Here is a 21097-nt window from a genome sequence, read left to right on the forward strand (position 1 = left end):
GCAAAACTGCGTTACACAGATCGCTAAAGTAGCCATATGTGAGCCTTTTCTTGAGCAACCCGACAGACCTAGATCTGGCCCAGTCGACCGAGAGCGGAGGCAAGCTGTTTGCCCGCCTGTGGCGTGGGTACTTGCGCAAACACTGGATGCTTTTCGTGCTGGCCTTCGTGTTCATGGTCATCGAAGGCAGCACCTTGGGTGCGCTGAGCTACATGCTTCAGCCGATGTTCGACCTTGTGTTCGTCGAGGGTCAGGCAAGTGCCATCTGGTGGGTTGGCATCGGAATCTTCGCGCTTTTCGTCATCCGCGGCATCACCGGCATCATCCACAAAAGCATTCTGACCGGCGTGTCCTTCCGTGCGTCGACCGAGGTGCAGGTCGACCTGCTGCGGCACACGCTGACGCTTGATAACGCGTTTCACTCCCGCACTTCGCCCGGCTCCATGATCGAGCGGGTTCAGGGGGACGTGACTGCGATCCAAACCCTTTGGAACATGATCCTTGTGAGCGCTGGCCGCGACCTTATCGCCTTGCTGTCGCTTCTGGGCGTGGCCTTGTCGATTGACTGGAAATGGACGCTGGTGGCGATCATTGGCGCCCCGATGCTGGTGATCCCCAGCTTGCTGGTCCAACGCTATGTGCGGCGCAAATCGAACTACCTGCGCGACGTGGCTGGCAAACGGACCACCCGTCTGGACGAGGTTTTCCACGGTGTCACCCCGATCAAGCTGAACCGGATGGAACAATATCAGGTCGAGAATTTCTCCGGTCTGTCAGATACTTGGGTAAAGGCGACGATCAAAACCACCATCGGGCAAGCCACCGTGCCAGCCTTGGTAGATTTCGCCGTGGGCTTCGGCTTTTTCTGCGTGCTGCTCTACGGCGGCCCGCAGATCATTGCCGGCGAAAAGACCATCGGCCAGTTCATGAGCTTCTTCACCGCTATGTCACTGGCCTTTCAACCCATGCGCCGTTTGGGCGGAGTTTTGGGCTATTGGGAAATGATGATCGCCAGCCTCAGCCGCATCTTCGGGCTGTTTGATACACAACCCGCCGTGGCGGATCGAACATCTACCGAAGCGGTGCTGGATGGCTCCTCCATCGTCTTTGACAACGCGTCGTTGTCCTATGGCGACAAAGCGGTGCTAAACGGCCTGAGCTTCACCGCGAATTCTGGCACCACCACAGCGCTGGTTGGTGCGTCAGGAGCGGGCAAGAGCACCGTGTTCAACGTGCTCACCCGTTTGGTTGATCCGGCGAGCGGTAAGATCACCATCGGGGGGGTGGACGTCAAAGACATGCCCCTGTCGCAATTACGCGGCTTGTTCTCGGTCGTGTCGCAAGACGCCTTATTGTTCGACGAAACGCTGCGCGAGAACATCCTTTTGGGCCGTGAAGACGTCGATGACGCGCAGCTAAAACAGGTGCTGGACGATGCCCATGTCAGTGATTTCCTGAAAGACTTGCCCGACGGGTTGGAAACCGCCGTTGGCCCACGTGGCAGCAACCTGTCAGGCGGGCAGCGCCAACGTGTCGCCATTGCCCGTGCGCTGCTGCGTGACACACCGATTCTGTTGCTGGACGAGGCGACCAGCGCCTTGGACGCCGAATCCGAAAAGGTGGTGCAGAAGGCATTGGAACGGCTTTCCAAAGGCCGCACGACGCTGGTTATTGCTCACCGCTTGTCCACCGTTCGCGATGCGGACCAAATTCTTGTGCTTGATCACGGCAAGCTGGCGGAAAGCGGGCCGCATGACGAGTTGATCGGCAAGGCTGGTATCTACGCCCGGCTGCACGACTTGCAATTCCAAACAGGCACCAAGCCTTTCACCGGAGATATCCCCGTGACGTCCAAGACTTTCACGCGCAGCACTGGCTCCGGCATCTGGCGCAGCCTCAACGGTAAAGAGCGCAATCTTGACGATGCCGATGACAAATTGCCTTTCGGCCATTTTGCCCCGAATGCGATACAGCGCGGCATGATTTCACTGGGCAAATCAACCCCGCTCAAGCGCGGGGTGTTTCGTGGTGGGTGGACTTCTTCGGTGCTGGCTGCCGGACGTGGAAAGCTCGATATTCACTTCCGCGACTGCGCCTACCGCATCCGCGGCGAGAACAACCTTATCGAATACGGTCTTCTTCTGAACCCGGACTATAACGGCGAGGATCTGGACTTTCTGACAAAAGACGCGCCGGTTGATGCCAACTTCTTAGATCTTGGCTGCAACATCGGGCTGTATGCCCAGCCCATGGCCCGTAGTGCGCCGCAAGGCCGCACGCTTGCCATCGACGCAAACCCGTTGATGGTGGACCGTCTGACGTGGAACGCCGAGGCCAGCGGGTTGGACAACCTGACCGTGATCCACTGCGCTGTCAGCGATCAGGAAGGGCGCGGCGACCTGCAAATCCGCAAGGATGATCTGGCAATCGTTGCAGTTGAAGAAACACCCGACGGGGAAATGCCTGTGCGCCGTTTGGATGCCTTGCTGGAAGAGCACGGGATTACGGCGATCTACGGTTTGAAAATCGACATCGAAGGGCATGAAGACAAAGCATTGGTGCCCTTCATGGAGACCGCGCCCGACGCATTGCTACCGCACCGGATTGTCATCGAGCACCCCTACCCTGACGCGGATTATCCCGGCTGCACCAAGGCGTTCGCAGCGCGTGGATATATTTTGGTCACGCGTACCCGAAACAACTCGCTATACGAGCTACCTGCCGCTTAAGTGTGCTTGCGCGAAAGCGTTGCGACTTGGTTCCGGTAGGTCCAGCGCTTCGCCGCGGCGATCAGTTTTTGCCACAAGCTCCGCTTGCGCGACACCGTGCTGCCACCTGATTCCTGCGTCAGATCGGACACCCCCGACGGCACAACGCAATGCGGACGTACACCGGTCTCCCAGAACAGCTGAAGAAAGCCGTCCACAGGCCGGTCGATCTGCTGGCAAGCGGCAAGCAACGTGCGGGCCGCATCTAGGCTGACCAATTGCGCCGAAGTCCGTAGTGGTATCACATGAGGTCGGATCACAGCGGTTGGGCCCGACTGTTCCACGACCGAAAACGGAAGTTTGACTTCGCGTACCTGAAGCTGAATGTAGCCCAACGTCGCGATGTGCGCCTCTGCCATCGTCAAGGCGGCGCTAAATGTCGGCGTGTCGATGGAAACGTCATCTTCGAGAATGAGAGCCGTTTGAAGGCCATTGTCGACCATATAACGCCAGACACTGCGGTGACTTTCAAAACAGCCGACTTCACCCATAGACAGCGAGAATGGATAAGCGGGCTGAAACAATGCAACATCCGATATAAGCCGGTCACGCGCCGCCGAGTCCATCGCGGCGCCGTCGCAAGCAGGCCAGATGCGCGCTGGATAGGGCGATTCCTGCATGATGGTTTCAACATGAGGGCGGCGTGCAGAGGCGCGTTCCAGATGGATGATAAAGGTTTCGGTCACTGGCGGGATGCCTCGTTCCAGAGCTGTTGATAGACGGCGTTTATGCCATCGACCTCGGTTTGAATTCCATAGCTATTGCGGGCGACTTCTAAGGCATGGCGCGACATCGTCTCAAGTCTGTCCGGATTGTCGAGCAGGTTTTCCACCTTGGCAGCCGCACCGTCGACATCGCCAAGCGGCACAACATGGCCCGCATCACCCTGAGCGGAGAACGCGCGAAAGTAGCCGGTATCTGTCGCTACAAACGGGACGCCTGATGCCATCGCCTCCAACGGTGTCATTCCGTAGCCTTCATAGCGCGGCAACGGCACCAGAAGGCTAAGGCCACGCAGCACTTTTCGAAGTTGAACAGACTCTATTTCACCGGGAAACAGGATTCTATCCTTCAAGTTCGCCGCAGCGACGCGGGCCTTAAGGTCTCCCAGAAACGCATCGTTCGACCCGCCAGCGCGACCGATAACCAAAGCCGTGGTGTCAGGCTGGGACGGCAACACGCGGATCATCGAGTCAACAAACTGATCGGTGCCCTTCTCTGGCCTGATGCGCCCGACAGTTGCAATCCCGCGCTTGCCGGGAAAACCGGTGGCAGCCCACGCCGTGGCGCGATTATTCGCGGGGTGGAATGTTTCGGTATCGACGCCATGCGGGACCACCGCGCGGACATGTGGGACATATTCTGACGCGGCTTCGGTTGTGGCGATCACAGCATCCATGCGAGAAATCAACCAGCGCGGAAAAGCAGAATGCCGACGCTGGGCGGCAGAGGTGAAAACAATTCGGATCGGCAAGCGAAGCACGTCCCGCGCCCAGATGGCAGCCCGCATCTCGGTGTTACGCCGCACATGCCAGATCGAGAACGGATACCCATCGGGTGCCCTGCGCGACAGCATACGAGCAGTTTTCAGGTCAATCGGGTCGGGGCAACCAGGCAAGGAGTGTCCAACAAGCCGAAGATCGAAGCCTTTTGCTTGCGCACGCACCACTCCGGCGGCAGTCGCAGACACGCCAGTAAAATTCTTGTTGAAGTTTGTCACGAAGAGGAGCGGCGTCTGAGTCATGTCTTTTGACTACGCGAGGCGGGCCAGACGCGCAAACTGTAAGCAAAGCGGTCAGCGCCTGAGTGCCGCAACGATGATCAACGCCCACCCCAACAAGCCTTGGCTATGAGCAGACAGGTTGGCATCAAACTGGAATGTCAGGAGGCGAACGACATGAAGTGGCCCCAGAGGCCAGCCCACGACAAATTGCGCGGGCAAACCGTCGATAATCAATCGGTAATATTGATAGTAGATTTGCGGTGACAGCCATACGAAGCCGAAGAACAATACGATGCCAATCGCAAGACGCAGGACAAGTGGCCGTCGGGCGCTTAGCCGCCAAGACGCGTAAATCCAGCCACACGCCAGTGCCACTGACAACAAAAGCAACCCGGCTTGTTGCGGTCCAGTTAGTGTAAAAAAGCTGTCACCTTCATACAAATCAGGCTCTATTCATGCATAAAGTCAGGTTTTGTTGCGTAGAGAAGATGCCCAAGTTTCATCCACACGCGCGTACCGTTCTGACCCGCTTTGGCACTGAGGCGCGCGCCTATCGGAAGTCTAAGCCAGTCGTGTTTTTCCAAAACATCGCCACCCTCGACTGCCGAACCTTCAAGAATTAGCACTTCCGCACCACCCGGGAGATCCAGTTCAATCGAAGCGTCAGCCTCCCATGCTTCAACGCGAACCTCTTCACGATCATCGCGGAACAATACCGCGCTTCTTGCCCCAGAACGGCTGGCATCAGGCAACAGATCAACCTTGTTCATATCCACAGTAACTGCGGTACGGTCGTCCATATCAAACTGCCATAGCTTCACGAAAATAATACATCCCTCATCGGACCCCGGCGTGTGGCTGGTGGTCGGCGGGTTTCGGACGTATGTGCCGACGGGAAAATCGCCGTGCTCGTCTTGAAACACGCCGTCCAGCACGATGAACTCTTCCCCGCCCGTGTGTGTATGTGCCGAAAAGTGGCTGTCTGGTGCGTACCGCACAATTGTCGTCGCGCGCGCAACTTCGTCCCCGATGCGGTCTAACATGCGCCTATCGACGCCCGGCATGGGCGACGCGACCCACTCGGTTTGGGTTGAATGAACTAAGGCGCGTTTTGAGAAGTGTGAGTTCAGGTCCATGTCGGCCTCCAAAAAGAATTTGGCCAACGCTAGCTGTCACTGGCGCAAACGCAATCCGACCACACGACTAAGTGAAACTTACACGCAACTTATTTGGGGGAAGGCTTCTTTTTCTTCGGGTGCAATGGCCACAAAAAAGGACCGATACGCGGCGATGTTCCAGTTTCAGGACGGGACCGTGTGCGAAGAACCGGCGTCTCGGACGTCGTAGAGCGGCTTTCGCGAAGGACAATATACAACCCGCTCGCAATGATGATTGATGAGCCGACAAGCGTGCCCATATCTGGGTATTCGTTGAAAAAGAAGGCACCATAAGCCGTCGCCCAGAGAATCTGGCTATATTGCATGGGCGCCACTATCACCGCTTCGCCAGTGTTGTACGCGGCGATCAGGAAGCGGCCCCCAATCCACGCGAAAACCGCAACAATGGCAATACGCCCGAGATCTTCAATCGGCATTGGTACATAGACAGTAGGCAAAAGCGCACCCATTACCAAAAAGTTTGCCATCATTGGGTAGAGCATAATGACAACCGTGCGCTCCTCGCGCCCGATCTTGCGCACTATGACCGATGCAAACGCACCGCCAACGGCGCAGGTAAGTGCTGCTAAATGCCCCAGCCCCAACTCCGTTTCACCGGGGCGAAGAACAACCAATACACCGCAAAGGCCTACCAAAACGGCAATCCAACGCCGAAGGCGCACTTCCTCCCCGAGGATCGGTATGGCGAGAACCGTGATGAGCAATGGAGATGCGAAAATGATGGCGTAAACCTGCGCCAATGGCAGCACGGAAAACGCATAGAATGCCGAGAAACCAGTGACGACCGCGGCAATAGTCCGTGCCAACATCCAATAAGGGTGGCGCGGGATGAGTGTGCCATGGGTCTGATCGCGCAGCAGCCAAAGCGTTGCCAACGGAAAGCTTAGAATAACCGAGAAGAACACGATTTGTATGGGCGAGTAGGTCGCGCCCAAGACCTTGATCACGACATCATGCGAGGCGAAAACCCCGAACGCAACCAGTGCGAGCAATGCGCCTTTGGCGTTCGGGTTCATCTTCTAACTCCTACAGGCTGGCGTCGAGCGCCTCTAGAATGACATCGCCCATCTGTGTGGTCGAAATTGGCGTGCCGTCTTCCGGACCCATCAGATCAGCGGTGCGCGCGCCGTCAGCCAACACTTTTTCGACGGCTTTCTCAAGGCGGGTAGCCTCGTCACCTTGGTCGAACGAGTAACGCAGAGCCATCGCAAAGCTGAGAATACACGCGATCGGGTTTGCTTTGCCTTGGCCAGTGATGTCTGGGGCGGAGCCGTGGACGGGCTCGTAAAGCGCCTTTGGGCGACCGTCAGCATTGGGCAGACCCAGCGACGCGGAGGGCAACATGCCAAGAGAGCCTGTCAACATGGCGGCGCAGTCAGACAGCACGTCGCCGAACAGGTTGTCGGTTACAATGACGTCGAATTGCTTTGGCGCACGAACCAGCTGCATGGCGCCGTTGTCGGCGTACATGTGGGACAGCTCCACATCCGGGTATTCTGTTTCGTGGATTTCGGTAACCACGTCGCGCCACAAAATGCCCGATTCCATCACGTTGGCTTTTTCCATGGAGCAAACCTTGTTGCCCCGCTTGCGGGCCAACTCGAACGCGGAGCGGGCGACACGCGCAATCTCGGACTCGGTGTAGCGTTGAGTGTTGATGCCCACGCGCTCGTTGCCTTCTTTGTGAATGCCGCGCGGCTCACCGAAGTACACGCCAGAGGTCAGCTCGCGCACGATCATGATGTCGAGGCCGGACACGATGTCCTTCTTCAACGAGGAGAAATCCGCCAAGGCGTCGAAGCACTGGGCAGGGCGCAGGTTCGAGAACAGGTCCATCTCTTTGCGTAAGCGCAGCAGGCCGCGCTCTGGTTTAACCGAGAAGTCCAGATCGTCGTATTTCGGGCCGCCAACGGCACCTAGAAGAACAGCATCGACTTCCATCGCGCGGGCCATGGTCTCATCCGACAGCGGCACGCCATGTTTGTCGTAAGCAGCACCGCCAACCAGATCGGTTTCCACATCGAACTTCAGGTCACGCTTTTCGCCAAACCAGTCGATGATACGCGTCACTTGCGCCATGACTTCGGGGCCAATGCCGTCGCCCGGCAGGATCAGGATGGAAGGGTTGGACATGAAATGCGCTCCGTCAAGAAATGAGTCCTCAGCGGGGTATAGCGCACGGCCCATGGGGTCAAGGTTGCTAGGGTGAATGCATGATAGGGATAGAGCTGTCTTGTGATAAAACAGGCTTCAATCCGTCCTCCAGAATCTTCCATACCGCAGCGACTCTGGGCGTGTGTCTTAGCGCCTCATGAGTCGTCAACCATAGCTCCAGGCCTGGGACCGGGAAGCGAGGGAGAACTTCCTCAACTTCAGGAAGTTGCGTGCCAAGAGTGCAGGCCATCACACCAATTCCGGCTCCAGCGCGGATCATCTCGCAATGGACCTGTTGCGAGTCGCACCGGAAAGCAAAATCATGTCGGGTCAACTGCCAACCCAACTCTGCGGCTCCACGAATGAACCTCTCCGAGCGGTCATAGCCCAACAGATCATGACTCATAAGTTCTTCAATGTTGATAGGCGTGCCGTGACGATCTAGGTAACTTTTCGCCGCGAAGAACCCAAGTTTCAGAATCCCGATCTTTTTCGTAACGACTTCCAATTGAGTTGGGCGATACATGCGGACCGCAATGTCAGCCTCCCGGAATAATAGATTTTCGCTGAGGTCGGTTGAATTCAGTTCAATCTGGATATCTGGGTGTGCCACGCGCAAACGCGCTAAGATCGGCGGTAAGGAATACATCGCGGTAAATTCGCTGGCAGTAATTCGGACTGTGCCTTGAAGCGAGTTGTCGTGGCCTGCAGCCGCAGTCGCCAATCCAGATGCCGCCTCGGACATTGCCTTGGCGTGAGGCAAAAGCGCCTCTCCCTCAGTGGTGAGACTCAATCCCTTCGGCTGACGATAGAAAAGCGCAATCCCTAGTTGCACCTCCATTGCTTTCACCTGCCGACCCAAAGTTGGCTGGCTGACGCCCAACGTCCGCGCAGCCCCCGACAGCGAACCTTCGGCCACAACGGCCAGAAAGGCTTGGATCAAAGTCCAGTCAAGTCGGTCAATACGTTCCATTCATATATGAATATCAGACCTTCGAATTTTGGCAATTTCATTTCATATCTGAATAGTCGACCCTGCGGAAACCCAGTTCAGGAGATTGTCACATGACTAAAACTGTTCTCATCCTTGGCTCAAATGGCCGGTTCGGTCGCAATGCTGCTGCCGCTTTTTCATGGGCGGACTGGGACGTTATCCGGTTTGATCGCACCTCAGACGCGCTTCCGGATGCCGCTTGGGGCGCGGATGTCATCGTCAACGCATGGAATCCCGCATATCCGGATTGGGCAAGGCTGGTGCCTGAGTTAACCAAACAGGTGATTGATACGGCCAAGGACACCGGCAGCACGGTTCTGATCCCCGGCAATCTTTACAACTACGGCAGCGCGATGCCGTTGGAGTTGCGCGAAAGCACTCCGCATCATCCAACTGGGCCACTGGGCCAGATTCGCGAGGACATGGAGCGCGCATATCGTGACGCAGGCGTCAGGACGATCATCCTGCGTGCGGGTGATTTTATCGACACGTGCGCCAGCGGGAATTGGTACGACAAGGTTATCACTGCGAAGATCGGTAAGGACGTGGTCAACTACCCCGGCGATTTGGACACGCCCCATGCATGGGCATTCTTGCACGATTTGGCCGACGCCACCGTAATGCTGGCCGAACAAGCGCCGGATCTGCCGGAATTCTTCGAGATCAATTTCCCGGGCTACACTTTGACAGCCCGCGAATTGCACCGCGCCTTGGAAGAAGCGACGATGCGCCCCTTATCCCTTCGTCAGATGCCGTGGTGGCCAATACAGATTGCCAAGCCTTTTTGGCCCATCGCCAAACCTCTACTGGAAATGCGCTATCTATGGGACACGCCACATGGCGTTGTCTCGGACAGGTTCACTGAACTTCTACCGGACTTCCGGCCAACCCCGCTGGATGAAGCGATCGCGGCTTCACTTCCAAACAATGTCGACCCAGACCGGATAGTGCCGAGAACCGTCGGGACTTTGCGGCGTCCGCTCAACTTCTGCTGCCCGAACGCCAAAGCGACGTGAGGGCAATACGTAATCTACTCTGAGCGCCAGCCCGTTTGACCATTCCGCCGTAGTCATCCCGTTGGCATGGGTCGGCTTTGGGTCTTGTAGAAGGGGGTGACCCAACAGACTGTGAAGGGTGGGTTTATGCCCCTCACCGCCTGCAAGATCGTTGTTCATCGTCCCGAGCAGAACAAACGGGTTCGTCCGAAACTCTGGTCTTTCAATATAGCGACGCCAAAACCGAAGCTCGGCCGCGTTACGTAGGCCGTTGCGATCCTCAGGTCCGTCAAAGGCCGGTGTTGTAACGTGAGACGTCAGAATGTGCAGCGGCCCGCTTGGTGTTTGGATGGCCACATCCCATGCCGCAACAGAATGCAGCGGCAAGACTGCAAGGATGTCGTCTGAGTAATAACCATCAGCAGGCAAACCCGGCTGCTTTTGATCACGCCACAATGTGCTGCTCAGATTTTTTGTCCCGTCAACTGCGAATGGAAGCCGCGACAGCAGCAGCATCCCGGCCTGACCCGCAAAATCACTATAACCCAGCATGTCCCTTGGCTCACCAAATTTGCCATTTCGATCCAGATCAAAGCTGCTGTCGATCCCGGTGTTGGGCCGTGTGATGAAGGAGTGGGCCATCTTATGCCCCATATCCGCCAATCGCTGCTGGATCAGCGTCACCGCAACTTGGTCGTAGTCGAAATCAACATTCTGGAGCACCGCGATATCAGGAGCGATACTCGCGATCAGCTTTAGTTCGACATCAGTTTCGTTGCTCATCAAGTCTCGCACAAGCAAGCCCGGCCCGTCGCGAGACAGGCCGGTGTGATATGTCATGATACGGTAGGTGTCAGCCGCTGCAGGTAACGCCGCGACAAGCAGAAAGACTAGGCCGGTAGCAAGCCAGCAGCCACAGCGCGCGCTCCACGCATCCGCTTTTCGTCGATCATGTCGGCGATACGGTTCATCGCAATGCCGCGCATAAACAGACTTGCCGGAAGGAACGCCCATATGGAAATCATCCAAACCAAAGTTTGCGGCGAGTCCATCATCGACGCATTGAATAGCCCCGAGGCGGATCGCGCCACGGCTGGGGTCAAGAATGGCAGGAAGAACCCTAATGCGATGTTAAAGCGTGCATCGCGATTCAAACGCGTCACCACATCCGCACCCATGGTCGGGTCAAAGGTTGGCAGGTTTGTCCAGAAGTTGAAGGCCTGCGTGCGGTTGGGCCAACCCAAAACGCGCAGAACGATCAGGAAAACAGCAAGTGTCAGCAAGGAAACAAGGTAGCTTAGTCCAACAGCCGCACGCATCAGGTTCATATGCTCTACGTTGGTTTGATCAGGGACCAGCAACATGATCAGGCGAACCGGGCTATACGGAAAGTCGATGACGTAGCCGATGAGGTGCCCAACCGCTTGAACGAAGCGGGTTAGCGTCGTTGGCTCATAGAGACCACGGAAAATAATCGAAAGCAGGAAAACCGTCACGAAAAGCGACAGGAAGCGGACGCGGTTGAACGGTGGCGCGTTGCGAAATTCAATAAGGCATGGGTAGGTGGAGCCGTATTCGATGAGCGTAATCAAACCCGCAAAGAGTCCAATCAACACAACCATTTGTGTCGTGTCTTGCGTCACTCCCGGTAGCAAAAGAGATGGCGTACAGATCAACAGCACGACAAACATTGCTCGGGCGACCGCGCCTGTCAGGCGTGATACCACGTCGATAAACCCCTCAACCCGAGCGGGCCCGATACTTTGCCGAACCCTATCCCAGAAAGATGATCCTTTGGCTTCTGCCGAAAGGTGCCTCATTTTCGCCCCAGTTTTGCCTAATTTCCCTAAGTCCTTCAACTATTCACTAAGACTCGAGGATTTTATGGGGAGATTCCGTGGTATTCTTGTGTCACTGAAAAACCGCCGCGAGCGCATATAGGCGAAAATCCGCCACACCCCGCTAGATATAGAGCGAAACATGTCATCAATGTGCAAGCGCCGCATAATCTGAGGCGTCCATGCGTTAACCATTTATCCGGTTTTGGCCCGTGATTTTAGCCATTGGCTTGGGGCTGCCTGCTTGATCCTCAGAAACTCGCGGTTGAAATTTGACTTGGTGTTAAAGCCGGCCGTCAACATCGCCGAGGTCACACTCTCGCCGTTTTGCAAGGCTTCGCAGGCTACCTCCACTCGGCGGGCATTTATGTAGCGCGACACGTTCTCACCCGTAGAGCGGTTGATCGCCCCTGACACCGCCTTAATCGGCAAGATCAACCGTCGCGCGATTTGATTGAGTGTCAGGTCGGGGTCTAGATAAAGCTTCTGCTGCATCATAAGCGCCTCTAGGCGAGCCATGATTTTTGCGTCCTCTACCGGATCGACCTGAATCTTGGACTCCGTCTGATCATCATCGTCGGTTTCCTGCCTCCATAGGCTGCTCGACAAACTCAGCGCGCCAAGCAGCAGCAACATCCCGGTAGACGAAACCGTGACGATCCAAGGCTGCCATTCACTCTGCCCCATGATCTGCGCCAAAACGATGGCCGCATCCCCAAAGGACGACACAATCAAGGACACACCAATGATACGCCAGATCAACCCCGGCACGTGACCCGCCGACAATCGCGTGATCGGCAACGCATCAGAGCCGCGCGACGACACCACCAGAATGGCGGCACCATAGCCGACGAACACTGCGGGGATTAGGAAGTCGAGTGGCGTGCGGGCATAAACCACACAAAACGCAATAAAGATCGGCACCAATGCGTGGGGTAAGTGTCGCCGTAGGTCAAATCGGCGAACTGCTGACGTCTCGAACGCCACCCACGCTAATGGTGGGATTGCTGCCGCCGTGATCGGTTGAATGGCCAACGCCCAAGCCACGCCATAGTGCTGGCCGAGCGAGATAATGAGGCTCTGTAACGCGCTTTGCAAAAGTAACGCTGCGATGAAGCTGCGGCCCCGTCCATCAACTAAGAGCTTCAGGAACAGGAAGCCCAGCAAAAGGCTTCCGAATAGTGGGATGGGCAAAACGGGCATGTCAGTGGTCCTTTCCTCACCCTTGCTAGTCCCAGATCGCGTTCTGCTCGACCTCAAACCGGTTTTGGGACGCCTTCCTCACCGGTTTTTTTGCATGACTGCTCCAGACGCATCACACATTCAGGAGTAACACGATGAAATATGCTACAACCCTCGCCGTACTGGCATTTGCCCCCACTATTGCCCTAGCCGAACCGAATACCGGCATGGCGGATTTCACCTATAAGGCGGCACATCACGGCAAGCCGGTATCCTCAGTCCTCTGGTATCCGTCGAGCGATGACGGGAAAACGACCCGCGCGGCAGAGAACGCCGTGTTCTACGGCGTTGACGTCGAGCAGGACGGCCCACTGTCCGAGGGCGGCAAACTGCCCGTGATCCTGTTGTCGCACGGGCTAGGTGGCAACTGGCGGTCCCTCGCGTGGCTGGCGGAAGATCTGGCCGGCCAAGGCGCGCTGGTGATTTCCATGAACCATCCGGCCAGCTCGACATTCGATTTCGACATGCGGGAGGGGCTGAACCACTGGACCCGCGCTCGGGACATGTCGCGCGCCTTGGACAAACTGATGGACGACCCAACATATGCGGCCCGCATCGACTCCAGCCGCATCATGGCGGCGGGCTTTTCATATGGCGGCTGGACCTCGCTTTCCCTGGGCGGCGTGACCGGCAACCTTGCAGGAGAAATCGCGGAATGCGACGCGCAAGGAGAGGCGTCGTCCCACTGTGCCGATCTCAAGAAGGCCGGTGTCACCTTTGGCGATCTTGATCCCGGCATGTGGAACGCATCCTACAAGGACGCGCGGATCACCCATGTGGCGGCGATGGACCCCGCCCTGCATCACGGCTTTACCAAGGCCAACGTCGCGGAACTGGATGCCGACACCGTCTTGATCGCTCTGGGGGAAGGCGCAGACCGTTTGATTGCCACGGATTTTGACGCAAGTGGCTTCGCCGATCTGTTGCCGGAAGCCCATGTGTTGCGCATCACGCCTGCCCGCCATTTCAGCTTGTTGCCGTTATGCAAACCAGCCGGAGCGGCGATCCTGAAGGAAGAGAACGACGACCCTGTGTGCACCGACCCCGACGGCGCCGATCGTGCGAACATCCATCAGCAAGTTATTGATGCCATTGCCGCGCAGTTGGGGCTTTAAAAGAAAAATGGCCAGCTCTTATCGGAGCTGGCCATATTCAATGATTAGTTATTCAACGGTTGGTTAAAGTCAGACCCAAGGGCGTTCGGCGCCGGCCTTGGCTTCAAACGCTTTGACGCTCGCGACTTTTTCCAAGGTCAAACCGATGTCGTCCAAACCATTCATCAGGCAGTGTTTCTTGAAGCTGTCCACTTCGAAGCTGAACACTTCGCCGTCAGAAGTCGTCACAGTTTGCGCCTCTAGGTCGATGGACATGCGGGCATTCGCACCCTTCTCCGCGTCCTTCATCAGCACGTCGACCTGTTCTTGTGGCAGAACGATAGGCAGAATGCCGTTCTTGAAACAGTTGTTATAGAAAATGTCGGCGTAGCTGGGCGCAATGACGCAGCGGATACCGAAGTCTTTGATCGCCCAAGGCGCATGCTCACGCGACGAGCCACAGCCGAAGTTTTCGCCAGCGACCAAGATTTCGGCCTCACGATACTGCGGTTTGTTCAGCACGAAATCGGCAATCTCGTTGCCTTGGCGGTCAAAGCGCATCTCGTCGAACAGGTTTGCCCCAAGGCCCGAACGCTTGATGGTTTTCAGGAACTGCTTGGGGATGATCATATCGGTGTCGATATTGACCAGCGGCATGGGCGCAGCAATGCCGGTGAGGGTTTCGAACTTGTCCATTACATGATCTCCCGAACGTCAGTCAGTTTTCCGCTGATCGCGGCGGCGGCGGCCATGCCGGGGGACACGAGATGCGTGCGGCCCTTGTAGCCTTGGCGGCCTTCAAAGTTGCGGTTGGATGTCGATGCGCAACGCTCGCCCTCCGCCAGTTGGTCAGGGTTCATGGCAAGGCACATGGAACACCCAGCCAGACGCCATTCGAAACCGGCGTCTTTGAAGATGTCAGCCAAGCCCTCCTCTTCAGCCTGCGCACGCACCAGACCCGAACCCGGAACGATCATTGCCCGCAAGCCGTCTTTGACCTTCTTGCCTTTCAAGATTGCAGCGGCAGCGCGCAGATCCTCGATACGACCATTGGTGCACGACCCGATAAAGACGGTGTCAATTTCAATATCGGACAACGCCATGCCGGGGGTCAGGCCCATATAGTCGAGCGAGCGTTGAACTGCCTCGACCTTGCCACCTTTGAAGTCGGACGGCGACGGCACCTTGGCAGTGATTGGCAGAACGTCTTCGGGGGAGGTGCCCCAAGTGACCGACGGCGCGATGTCTTCGCCTTTCAGGGTGATGACCTTGTCGAAATGGGCACCTTCGTCGGTGAAGAGTGTTTTCCAGTAGGTCACAGCAGCTTCCCACTCGGCACCTTTCGGTGCGTGGGGGCGGCCCATGCAGTATTCATACGTCTTCTCGTCTGGCGCGATCAGACCAGCGCGAGCGCCGCCTTCGATGGCCATGTTGCAGACGGTCATGCGGCCTTCCATGGACAGGTCGCGAATGGCTTCGCCGCAATACTCGATAACATAACCGGTGCCGCCAGCGGTTCCTGTCTCACCAATGACGGACATGGTGATGTCCTTGGCAGTCACGCCGGGCTTCAGCTTGCCGGTGATCTCGACCTTCATGTTTTTGGATTTTTTCTGGATCAGCGTTTGCGTTGCCAGAACATGTTCCACCTCGGACGTGCCGATACCGTGGGCCAGTGAGCCAAACGCGCCGTGGGTGGCGGTATGGCTGTCGCCGCAAACCACGGTCATGCCGGGCAGGGTCCAGCCTTGTTCGGGGCCGACGATGTGCACGATGCCTTGGCGCACATCAGAGACGGGATAGTAGTGCAGGCCAAATTCCTTGGCGTTCTTGTCGAGCGCCTCGACCTGAACGCGGCTGTCTTCGGTCATGGTTTTCGCGTTCGCGCGATCCAGTGTGGTTGGCACGTTGTGGTCCGGCACGGCGATAGTCTTGTCCGGCGCGTGAACCGTGCGGCCCGCCATGCGCAGGCCTTCGAAGGCTTGCGGCGACGTTACCTCGTGGACGAGGTGGCGGTCGATATAGAGCAGGCAGGTGCCATCTTCGGCCTCGTGGGCAAGATGGGCATCCCAGATTTTATCATAAAGCGTCTTGGGGGACATGATGGTCCTCTCCCGAATTGGTGAAGTGAAGGTTTGACAGGGAGCGGGCGCTTATAGGTGCGCGCGCACGGAAAACGTCGCGCCGTAAAAGCGTTCGCGCAGTCGCGCGCGGTCGTCGATGTCAAACACGAGTGTCATGGAACATGCGATACACCTGCGCGTTGAGTCTCGCAAGGTCCAGTGCTTGCGGGATTGCGTCCTGCGTGCGAGGCTCGAAAGAAAAAGAAACAAGGGAGCAACATGGCAGATGATACCGGCATTGGCGGGGCCGCGACCCCCTCGGTAGATGGCACATCTGCCCCCGTGCAAGACAACGGTCCGGGTCTAGTTCCCGATCTTGCGACCCAGCCAGTGACCGAATTGGTCGATTTGGGGGAGTCGTTGATCGCGCAAGCGGACACTCTGCTGGCGTCGATGCTGCGCCCTTGGAATGCTTACCAGATAGGAATTGTCGTAGCACTTTGGGCGTTTGCACACGTCTTGCGCGCCGTGCTCGGGCCGCCCATTCGCAACTGGATGGGAACACGCGAAGGCTGGCCGAAATGGCGCATGCGCATTCTAGCGGTCGTTCATCAACGGCTGAGGTCCATTTTCTTCGTCATCCTGCTGTGGCTTGCAGTGATTGTCATGCGCGAGTTCACATGGCCGAGCCGGTCGTACCTGCTTGGCATTGTCGCCACACTTGCGACCGCATGGCTTTTTATTGTGTTCGTCACGCGGCTGATCCGGTCAAGGTTCCTGCGGCGCACCGTGCGCTATGGCGCGTGGACCTACGTCACGCTGCATATCCTTGGCTTAACCACGGATGCCGCGCGCCTGCTGGACAGTGCCGCCCTTGAGGCGGGGGAATTTCGCATTTCGCTGCTGTTGGTCGTGCAGGCCGTGGTTATCCTCGGCATATTGATCGCATTGGCGCGGTTCTTCACCGTTACGACGTCCAAGCGCATCCAGACGAACGAGGACATATCACCGTCGATGAAGGTGCTGTTCGTCAAGGTGCTGCAAATCGCCTTTTACGGCATTGCGTTCTACATCGGGGTGAAGGCCATTGGCATTGATCTGACTGGCTTGGCGGTCCTGTCCGGTGCTATCGGTGTGGGTCTTGGTTTTGGTCTGCAAAAGGTTGTATCGAACCTCGTGTCAGGCGTCATCATTCTGTTGGACAAGTCGATCAAGCCGGGCGACGTGATCTCGCTGGGGGAAACCTTCGGTTGGATCAACACGCTGGGCGCCCGCTACGCGTCGGTCGTGACCCGCGACGGCAAGGAATACCTGATCCCGAACGAGGACTTGATTACCAACCAGGTGGTGAACTGGTCGCATTCGGACGATTTTGTTCGGCTGGATATCTTTTTTGGCACCGCCTATGGCGATGATCCGCATGAGGTCCGCAAACTGGCAATCGCCGCCGCCAAAGGAGTGGAACGCGTGCTGAGCTTCAAGGCCCCCGTTTGCCATATCGTGGGATTTGGCGACAGTTCAGTGGATTACATTCTGCGGTTTTGGATTCGCGACCCCACACAAGGGCTGACGAACATCCGTGGCAACGTGTATCTCGCTCTATGGGATGCGTTCAGCGAGAACAACATCTCCATTCCGTTCCCACAACGGGAGGTAAAGATGTTGAGCGATTCCAGCGAGGCTCCAACGGATTGAATCAGACAGCGGCCTCGGTGGGGACCGCTTCGATCAAATCCCCTGGTTGGCAATCAAGAACTTCGCAAATCTTGGCCAACGTCTCAAACCGAATGCCTTTGACTTTGCCGGATTTCAGCAAGGAAATGTTCTGTTCCGTTATCCCGACACGCTCTGCCAACTCACGGGACCGCATCTTGCGCAGGGCCAGCATGACGTCGAGGCGGACTATAATTTCCATTACACGAACCCTTTGTTTTCCTCGGCGGCGCGAGAAGCCTCAAGCATGGCCCAGCCGATGAGCAACATCAGTACCCCGCCGATGAGATAGCCGATACCACTGGATGACACCCCGATGGAGACCGAGATGTCTTCAGAACCTAATGTCATAAGGATGGACCAGATCGGCTCTTGCAAGAAGCGAACGACAGGGAGGGCAACGAGCCCAAACCCAAGATTACGAATGGTGTTGGCGCAGTCGCGGGACAAGTAATTTTGACTGGCATACAGATCGAACAGAATGCGCGCCTGCCATAAAAGATATAGCTGCACCGCAACTGAGACCAACCCTATGCATAGCATGGCCCGAACGGTGCCGTCTGACAGCGCCCGCGCGTCTTCAAGATCGGGCGCGCTACTTAGCAAAACGGCATGACCCGCCTCAATATCTATAAAGAAATAGGTAACGCCAAGCACGGTGGCGATCATAAGCACCATTGTGAGAAAGCTTAGGATACGTGCACTGCGAGCGACAGAAATGTGACCAGTCATGTTTTCCCTTTTCGAATCATTTTTTATTGTTTTACATTAAATTTTTAATCTATCAAGGATCATTAGATGAAACTATCATGGCTATTACTTCTAGGGTTGTGCGCCTGCAGCAGCTTTTCACCCATGGCAATGGTGCGCCTTGCTGCATTGTCGCCGCTAGAGGTAGACCCCGCCGATATCGCCGTCGCGCTGAGCTTGCCGGACGGGGTCACATTGCCCGCGGGGGCTGCCGCCATTGAGATGTCGGCCGAGCAAACGGAGCTACGCAAAACCTCTAACGAACGCTACGTATTAGGTGCGCGGCCTGACACGAATGGCGGCACTGTGTACCAGCTCGCAAAGGACGACTTTCAGCGGTTTAAGCAACAACAGGCTCTGATCTCTAGCTGGGAGGAGGCGGACTCAGACGCCACCCATGGATCGTTCTCGGTTAGCTTAACTGGGTGCCGCACTGAAGTTGGGCCGCAACCGGACGGTGTTGTCACCGTTTCGATGCGCACCGCATCTGACGGGACTTTCTTCCCAGTGATACGCAACCTACCGTGGTCCGAGGTTCTAAGCGAAACAAACCTGTCGGGCCTGCCCACTTGCTAAAACGTGAAACGGCGGCCCCAGAGAGGCCGCCGTTTGAAATTGACTAGTTGGGCCAGATCAGCTTTCGGGGCTGACCGACACCAGATAGGCCCAGATGTTTGCAGCGTCGTCCGCGTCTTTCAGCTTGAAGGACATTTTGGACTTGGCTTTCGAATCGTCAAGCTTGTCTTTCAACCAGTCTTTCGGGTTTGCAACATAGGCGACAAACTCTGCCTCGTCCCATGCCAAGCCAGTTTCACCAACCGCAGCGAGAGACTTGCCATATTTGAAGTCGCCAACGCCAGCCGTACGGCCAGGAAGACCAAACAGGTTCGGACCGGTTTTGCCGCCCTTGACGATGGAGTTGTCCCCGTCTGCGATCATATGGCACGACTTGCATTTCTTGAATTCTTTTTCGCCTGCAGCGGCGTCGCCTTCGGCAAATGCTGGCGCGGCCAGAAGTGTGGTGGCCAGTGTTGCGATTGCTACAAATTTCATGAGCTTGAGCTCCCTTTCGTGGCTATTAGTTCACATATATTAAACGCATGGGCGGATGAATACTGCCGAAAACTGAAAATTTTTCGTGAGCGGGGCAATTTGCCGCCATCTCGCCAAAACCAAACGCTTGGGATAGGACGGGGACAATGCTCGAATCCAACGGAGAAACCCACATGACCAAACGTGTTGCTATCGTAACAGGGGCCGCTCGCGGGATCGGCTTGGCCACGACCAAGTTGCTTCTGGAAGAGGGTGCCACTGTCGTCATGGTGGATTGGGATGGTGATACGCTGATAGACGCCGCCAAAGACCTTGGCGATGTACTGCCTTTGGATTTGGACGTCTCCAAGCCTGATGATGTGACCACTATGGTGGCCGAGACGCTGAAAGCGTTCGGACGCATTGATCATCTCATCAACAACGCTGGCGTCGCGGATTTCGGGCCAATGGCCGAAACGGACTTCGAACGCTGGCGCGCCGTTATGTCAGTGAACCTTGACGGGGTGTTTCTGTGTACCCAAGCCGTTGCACCTGAGCTAAAGAAAACCAAAGGTAGCGTTGTCAATATCGCTAGCATTTCGGGGCTGCGAGCATCTACTTTGCGGGTTGCCTACGGCACGTCCAAAGCGGGCGTCATCCAGCTAACCCAACAACAAGCGGTAGAGCTGGGCGAGTTCGGCGTGCGCGCCAATTGCATCGCGCCCGGCCCTGTGCGCACCAAGCTGGCAATGGCGGTTCACAGCCAGGAAATCATCGACGCATATCACGACGCAATCCCGTTGAATCGCTATGGCACCGAAGCTGAGATTGCCAATGTCATCGCATTCCTGTGCTCACCCAAGGCCAGCTTTGTAACGGGGCAAACCATAGCCGTGGATGGTGGCTTTGAATGCACCGGCGTGGGCCTGCCGGCGCTAAGGGGCTGACGTCAATGAGCGGCGAGAACCAAAACATGATCCCCGCTTGGGTGGATGGCACATTGGTGCCGGTCGAGAAGATGCACGTTCACCAAGAAGGGCTGCGCCACAAAGCCGTGTCAATTTTCATTATGGACCGCGACAAGGTACTGATCCAGCGGCGGGCACTGTCAAAATATCACACGCCGGGGCTTTGGGCGAACACCTGCTGCACCCATCCGCTCTGGAACGAAGTACCGTTGGATTGTGCGGTTCGCAGGTTGCACGAGGAGCTTGGGATCACTGGCCTGGAGCCTGTATTCCGCGACCATCTGGAATATCGCGCTGATGTTGGCAACGGCCTGACCGAGCATGAGGTAGTTGATGTGTTTATGGCGGAGGCGCCTGACGGACTACAGTTCGCACTCAACCCAGATGAGGTGATGGAGGTGCGGTGGATCAGCGTTTTCGACCTTCAGAGCGAAGTAGAACAACATCCGGAGCGATTCACCGCATGGTTGCAGATTTACCTGAAGGATCATGCCGACCGCATCTTCGGCAGCCTTGTTTAAGCTTGAATAGGGCGGGTTTGTAGAACTATTGGCGGAATTATGGGCATATCTGTGCCGCAGTGCA

At 56.6% G+C, this 21097-nt stretch carries 22 protein-coding genes; 7 read left to right on the forward strand and 15 right to left on the reverse strand.

Annotation, left to right across the window (positions count from 1 at the left end; all coding sequences use genetic code 11):
• Positions 1–50: 50 nt before the first annotated feature.
• Positions 51–2729, forward strand: a complete 2679-nt coding sequence (locus BCF46_RS20175; RefSeq protein WP_121026400.1) for an FkbM family methyltransferase — start codon at positions 51–53, stop codon at positions 2727–2729.
• Here BCF46_RS20175 and BCF46_RS15730 read toward each other — a convergent pair.
• The 7 genes from BCF46_RS15730 to BCF46_RS15760 form a co-directional block, all read right to left on the reverse strand.
• Positions 2726–3454, reverse strand: a complete 729-nt coding sequence (locus BCF46_RS15730; RefSeq protein ID WP_170157955.1) for a glycosyltransferase family 25 protein — start codon at positions 3452–3454, stop codon at positions 2726–2728. The genes BCF46_RS20175 and BCF46_RS15730 overlap by 4 nt on opposite strands.
• Positions 3451–4512 (reverse strand): glycosyltransferase family 4 protein, encoded by a 1062-nt coding sequence (locus BCF46_RS15735; RefSeq protein ID WP_121026406.1) that lies wholly within the window; start codon positions 4510–4512, stop codon positions 3451–3453. The genes BCF46_RS15730 and BCF46_RS15735 overlap by 4 nt, the downstream gene beginning before the upstream one ends.
• A 51-nt stretch (positions 4513–4563) precedes the next feature.
• Positions 4564–4932: a hypothetical protein gene (locus BCF46_RS15740; protein ID WP_121026409.1), complete on the reverse strand. Its 369-nt coding sequence runs from the start codon at positions 4930–4932 to the stop codon at positions 4564–4566.
• Positions 4933–4940: 8 nt separating this feature from the next.
• Entirely contained in the window at positions 4941–5627 is a 687-nt protein-coding gene (locus tag BCF46_RS15745; protein WP_121026412.1) for a cupin domain-containing protein, read from the reverse strand.
• Positions 5628–5716: 89 nt separating this feature from the next.
• The gene (locus BCF46_RS15750; protein ID WP_121026415.1) at positions 5717–6685 is read right to left on the reverse strand and encodes a DMT family transporter; all 969 of its coding nucleotides are present in this window, start codon (positions 6683–6685) and stop codon (positions 5717–5719) included.
• 10 nt (positions 6686–6695) lie between these two features.
• Entirely contained in the window at positions 6696–7802 is a 1107-nt protein-coding gene (gene leuB, locus BCF46_RS15755; RefSeq protein WP_121026640.1) for a 3-isopropylmalate dehydrogenase, read from the reverse strand.
• Positions 7803–7869: 67 nt separating this feature from the next.
• A complete protein-coding gene (locus BCF46_RS15760) occupies positions 7870–8796 on the reverse strand; it encodes a LysR family transcriptional regulator (protein WP_121026418.1) in 927 nt (308 codons plus the stop codon).
• Between the two features lie 92 nt (positions 8797–8888).
• Between BCF46_RS15760 and BCF46_RS15765 the strand changes: the two genes are divergently transcribed.
• A complete protein-coding gene (locus tag BCF46_RS15765) occupies positions 8889–9833 on the forward strand; it encodes a Rossmann-fold NAD(P)-binding domain-containing protein (RefSeq protein WP_211332829.1) in 945 nt (314 codons plus the stop codon).
• Here BCF46_RS15765 and BCF46_RS19630 read toward each other — a convergent pair.
• The 3 genes from BCF46_RS19630 to BCF46_RS15780 form a co-directional block, all read right to left on the reverse strand.
• The gene (locus tag BCF46_RS19630) at positions 9732–10652 is read right to left on the reverse strand and encodes an endonuclease/exonuclease/phosphatase family protein (RefSeq protein ID WP_147436005.1); all 921 of its coding nucleotides are present in this window, start codon (positions 10650–10652) and stop codon (positions 9732–9734) included. The genes BCF46_RS15765 and BCF46_RS19630 overlap by 102 nt on opposite strands.
• A 50-nt stretch (positions 10653–10702) precedes the next feature.
• The gene (locus BCF46_RS15775) at positions 10703–11632 is read right to left on the reverse strand and encodes a hypothetical protein (protein ID WP_245990186.1); all 930 of its coding nucleotides are present in this window, start codon (positions 11630–11632) and stop codon (positions 10703–10705) included.
• A 213-nt stretch (positions 11633–11845) separates the two neighbouring features.
• Entirely contained in the window at positions 11846–12853 is a 1008-nt protein-coding gene (locus BCF46_RS15780; RefSeq protein WP_121026426.1) for a helix-turn-helix domain-containing protein, read from the reverse strand.
• 134 nt (positions 12854–12987) lie between these two features.
• Here BCF46_RS15780 and BCF46_RS15785 point away from each other — a divergent pair, with 134 nt between their 5' ends.
• Entirely contained in the window at positions 12988–14007 is a 1020-nt protein-coding gene (locus BCF46_RS15785; protein WP_121026429.1) for an alpha/beta hydrolase family protein, read from the forward strand.
• Between the two features lie 69 nt (positions 14008–14076).
• Here the strand turns inward: BCF46_RS15785 and leuD are convergent, their stop codons facing one another.
• Both leuD and leuC read right to left on the reverse strand, forming a co-directional pair.
• A complete protein-coding gene (gene leuD / locus BCF46_RS15790; RefSeq protein ID WP_121026432.1) occupies positions 14077–14682 on the reverse strand; it encodes a 3-isopropylmalate dehydratase small subunit in 606 nt (201 codons plus the stop codon).
• Positions 14682–16088: a 3-isopropylmalate dehydratase large subunit gene (gene leuC / locus BCF46_RS15795; RefSeq protein WP_121026435.1), complete on the reverse strand. Its 1407-nt coding sequence runs from the start codon at positions 16086–16088 to the stop codon at positions 14682–14684. The genes leuD and leuC overlap by 1 nt, the downstream gene beginning before the upstream one ends.
• A gap of 240 nt (positions 16089–16328) precedes the next feature.
• Here leuC and BCF46_RS15800 point away from each other — a divergent pair, with 240 nt between their 5' ends.
• A complete protein-coding gene (locus BCF46_RS15800) occupies positions 16329–17744 on the forward strand; it encodes a mechanosensitive ion channel family protein (protein WP_121026438.1) in 1416 nt (471 codons plus the stop codon).
• 1 nt (position 17745) lies between these two features.
• Here BCF46_RS15800 and BCF46_RS15805 read toward each other — a convergent pair whose 3' ends face one another.
• Both BCF46_RS15805 and BCF46_RS19875 read right to left on the reverse strand, forming a co-directional pair.
• Positions 17746–17964 carry a helix-turn-helix domain-containing protein gene (locus BCF46_RS15805; RefSeq protein ID WP_121026441.1) on the reverse strand — a complete coding sequence of 73 codons (219 nt, stop codon included), beginning with the start codon at positions 17962–17964 and terminating at the stop codon, positions 17746–17748.
• Positions 17964–18494, reverse strand: a complete 531-nt coding sequence (locus BCF46_RS19875; RefSeq protein ID WP_211332830.1) for a hypothetical protein — start codon at positions 18492–18494, stop codon at positions 17964–17966. The genes BCF46_RS15805 and BCF46_RS19875 overlap by 1 nt, the downstream gene beginning before the upstream one ends.
• Before the next feature lie 123 nt (positions 18495–18617).
• Here BCF46_RS19875 and BCF46_RS15815 point away from each other — a divergent pair, with 123 nt between their 5' ends.
• Positions 18618–19088, forward strand: coding sequence for a hypothetical protein (locus BCF46_RS15815; RefSeq protein ID WP_121026443.1), 471 nt, complete (start codon positions 18618–18620; stop codon positions 19086–19088).
• Between the two features lie 57 nt (positions 19089–19145).
• On the opposite strand, the gene BCF46_RS15820 is transcribed toward BCF46_RS15815, so the two are convergent.
• The gene (locus BCF46_RS15820; protein WP_121026446.1) at positions 19146–19565 is read right to left on the reverse strand and encodes a c-type cytochrome; all 420 of its coding nucleotides are present in this window, start codon (positions 19563–19565) and stop codon (positions 19146–19148) included.
• Between the two features lie 173 nt (positions 19566–19738).
• Here BCF46_RS15820 and BCF46_RS15825 point away from each other — a divergent pair, with 173 nt between their 5' ends.
• Together BCF46_RS15825 and idi are read left to right on the forward strand one after the other, a co-directional pair.
• Positions 19739–20491, forward strand: coding sequence for an SDR family NAD(P)-dependent oxidoreductase (locus tag BCF46_RS15825; RefSeq protein ID WP_121026643.1), 753 nt, complete (start codon positions 19739–19741; stop codon positions 20489–20491).
• Positions 20492–20496: 5 nt separating this feature from the next.
• Positions 20497–21033: an isopentenyl-diphosphate Delta-isomerase gene (gene idi, locus BCF46_RS15830; protein WP_245990188.1), complete on the forward strand. Its 537-nt coding sequence runs from the start codon at positions 20497–20499 to the stop codon at positions 21031–21033.
• Positions 21034–21097 lie beyond the last annotated feature (64 nt).

The organism is Litoreibacter meonggei, assembly GCF_003663885.1.
GTDB lineage: Bacteria > Pseudomonadota > Alphaproteobacteria > Rhodobacterales > Rhodobacteraceae > Litoreibacter > Litoreibacter meonggei.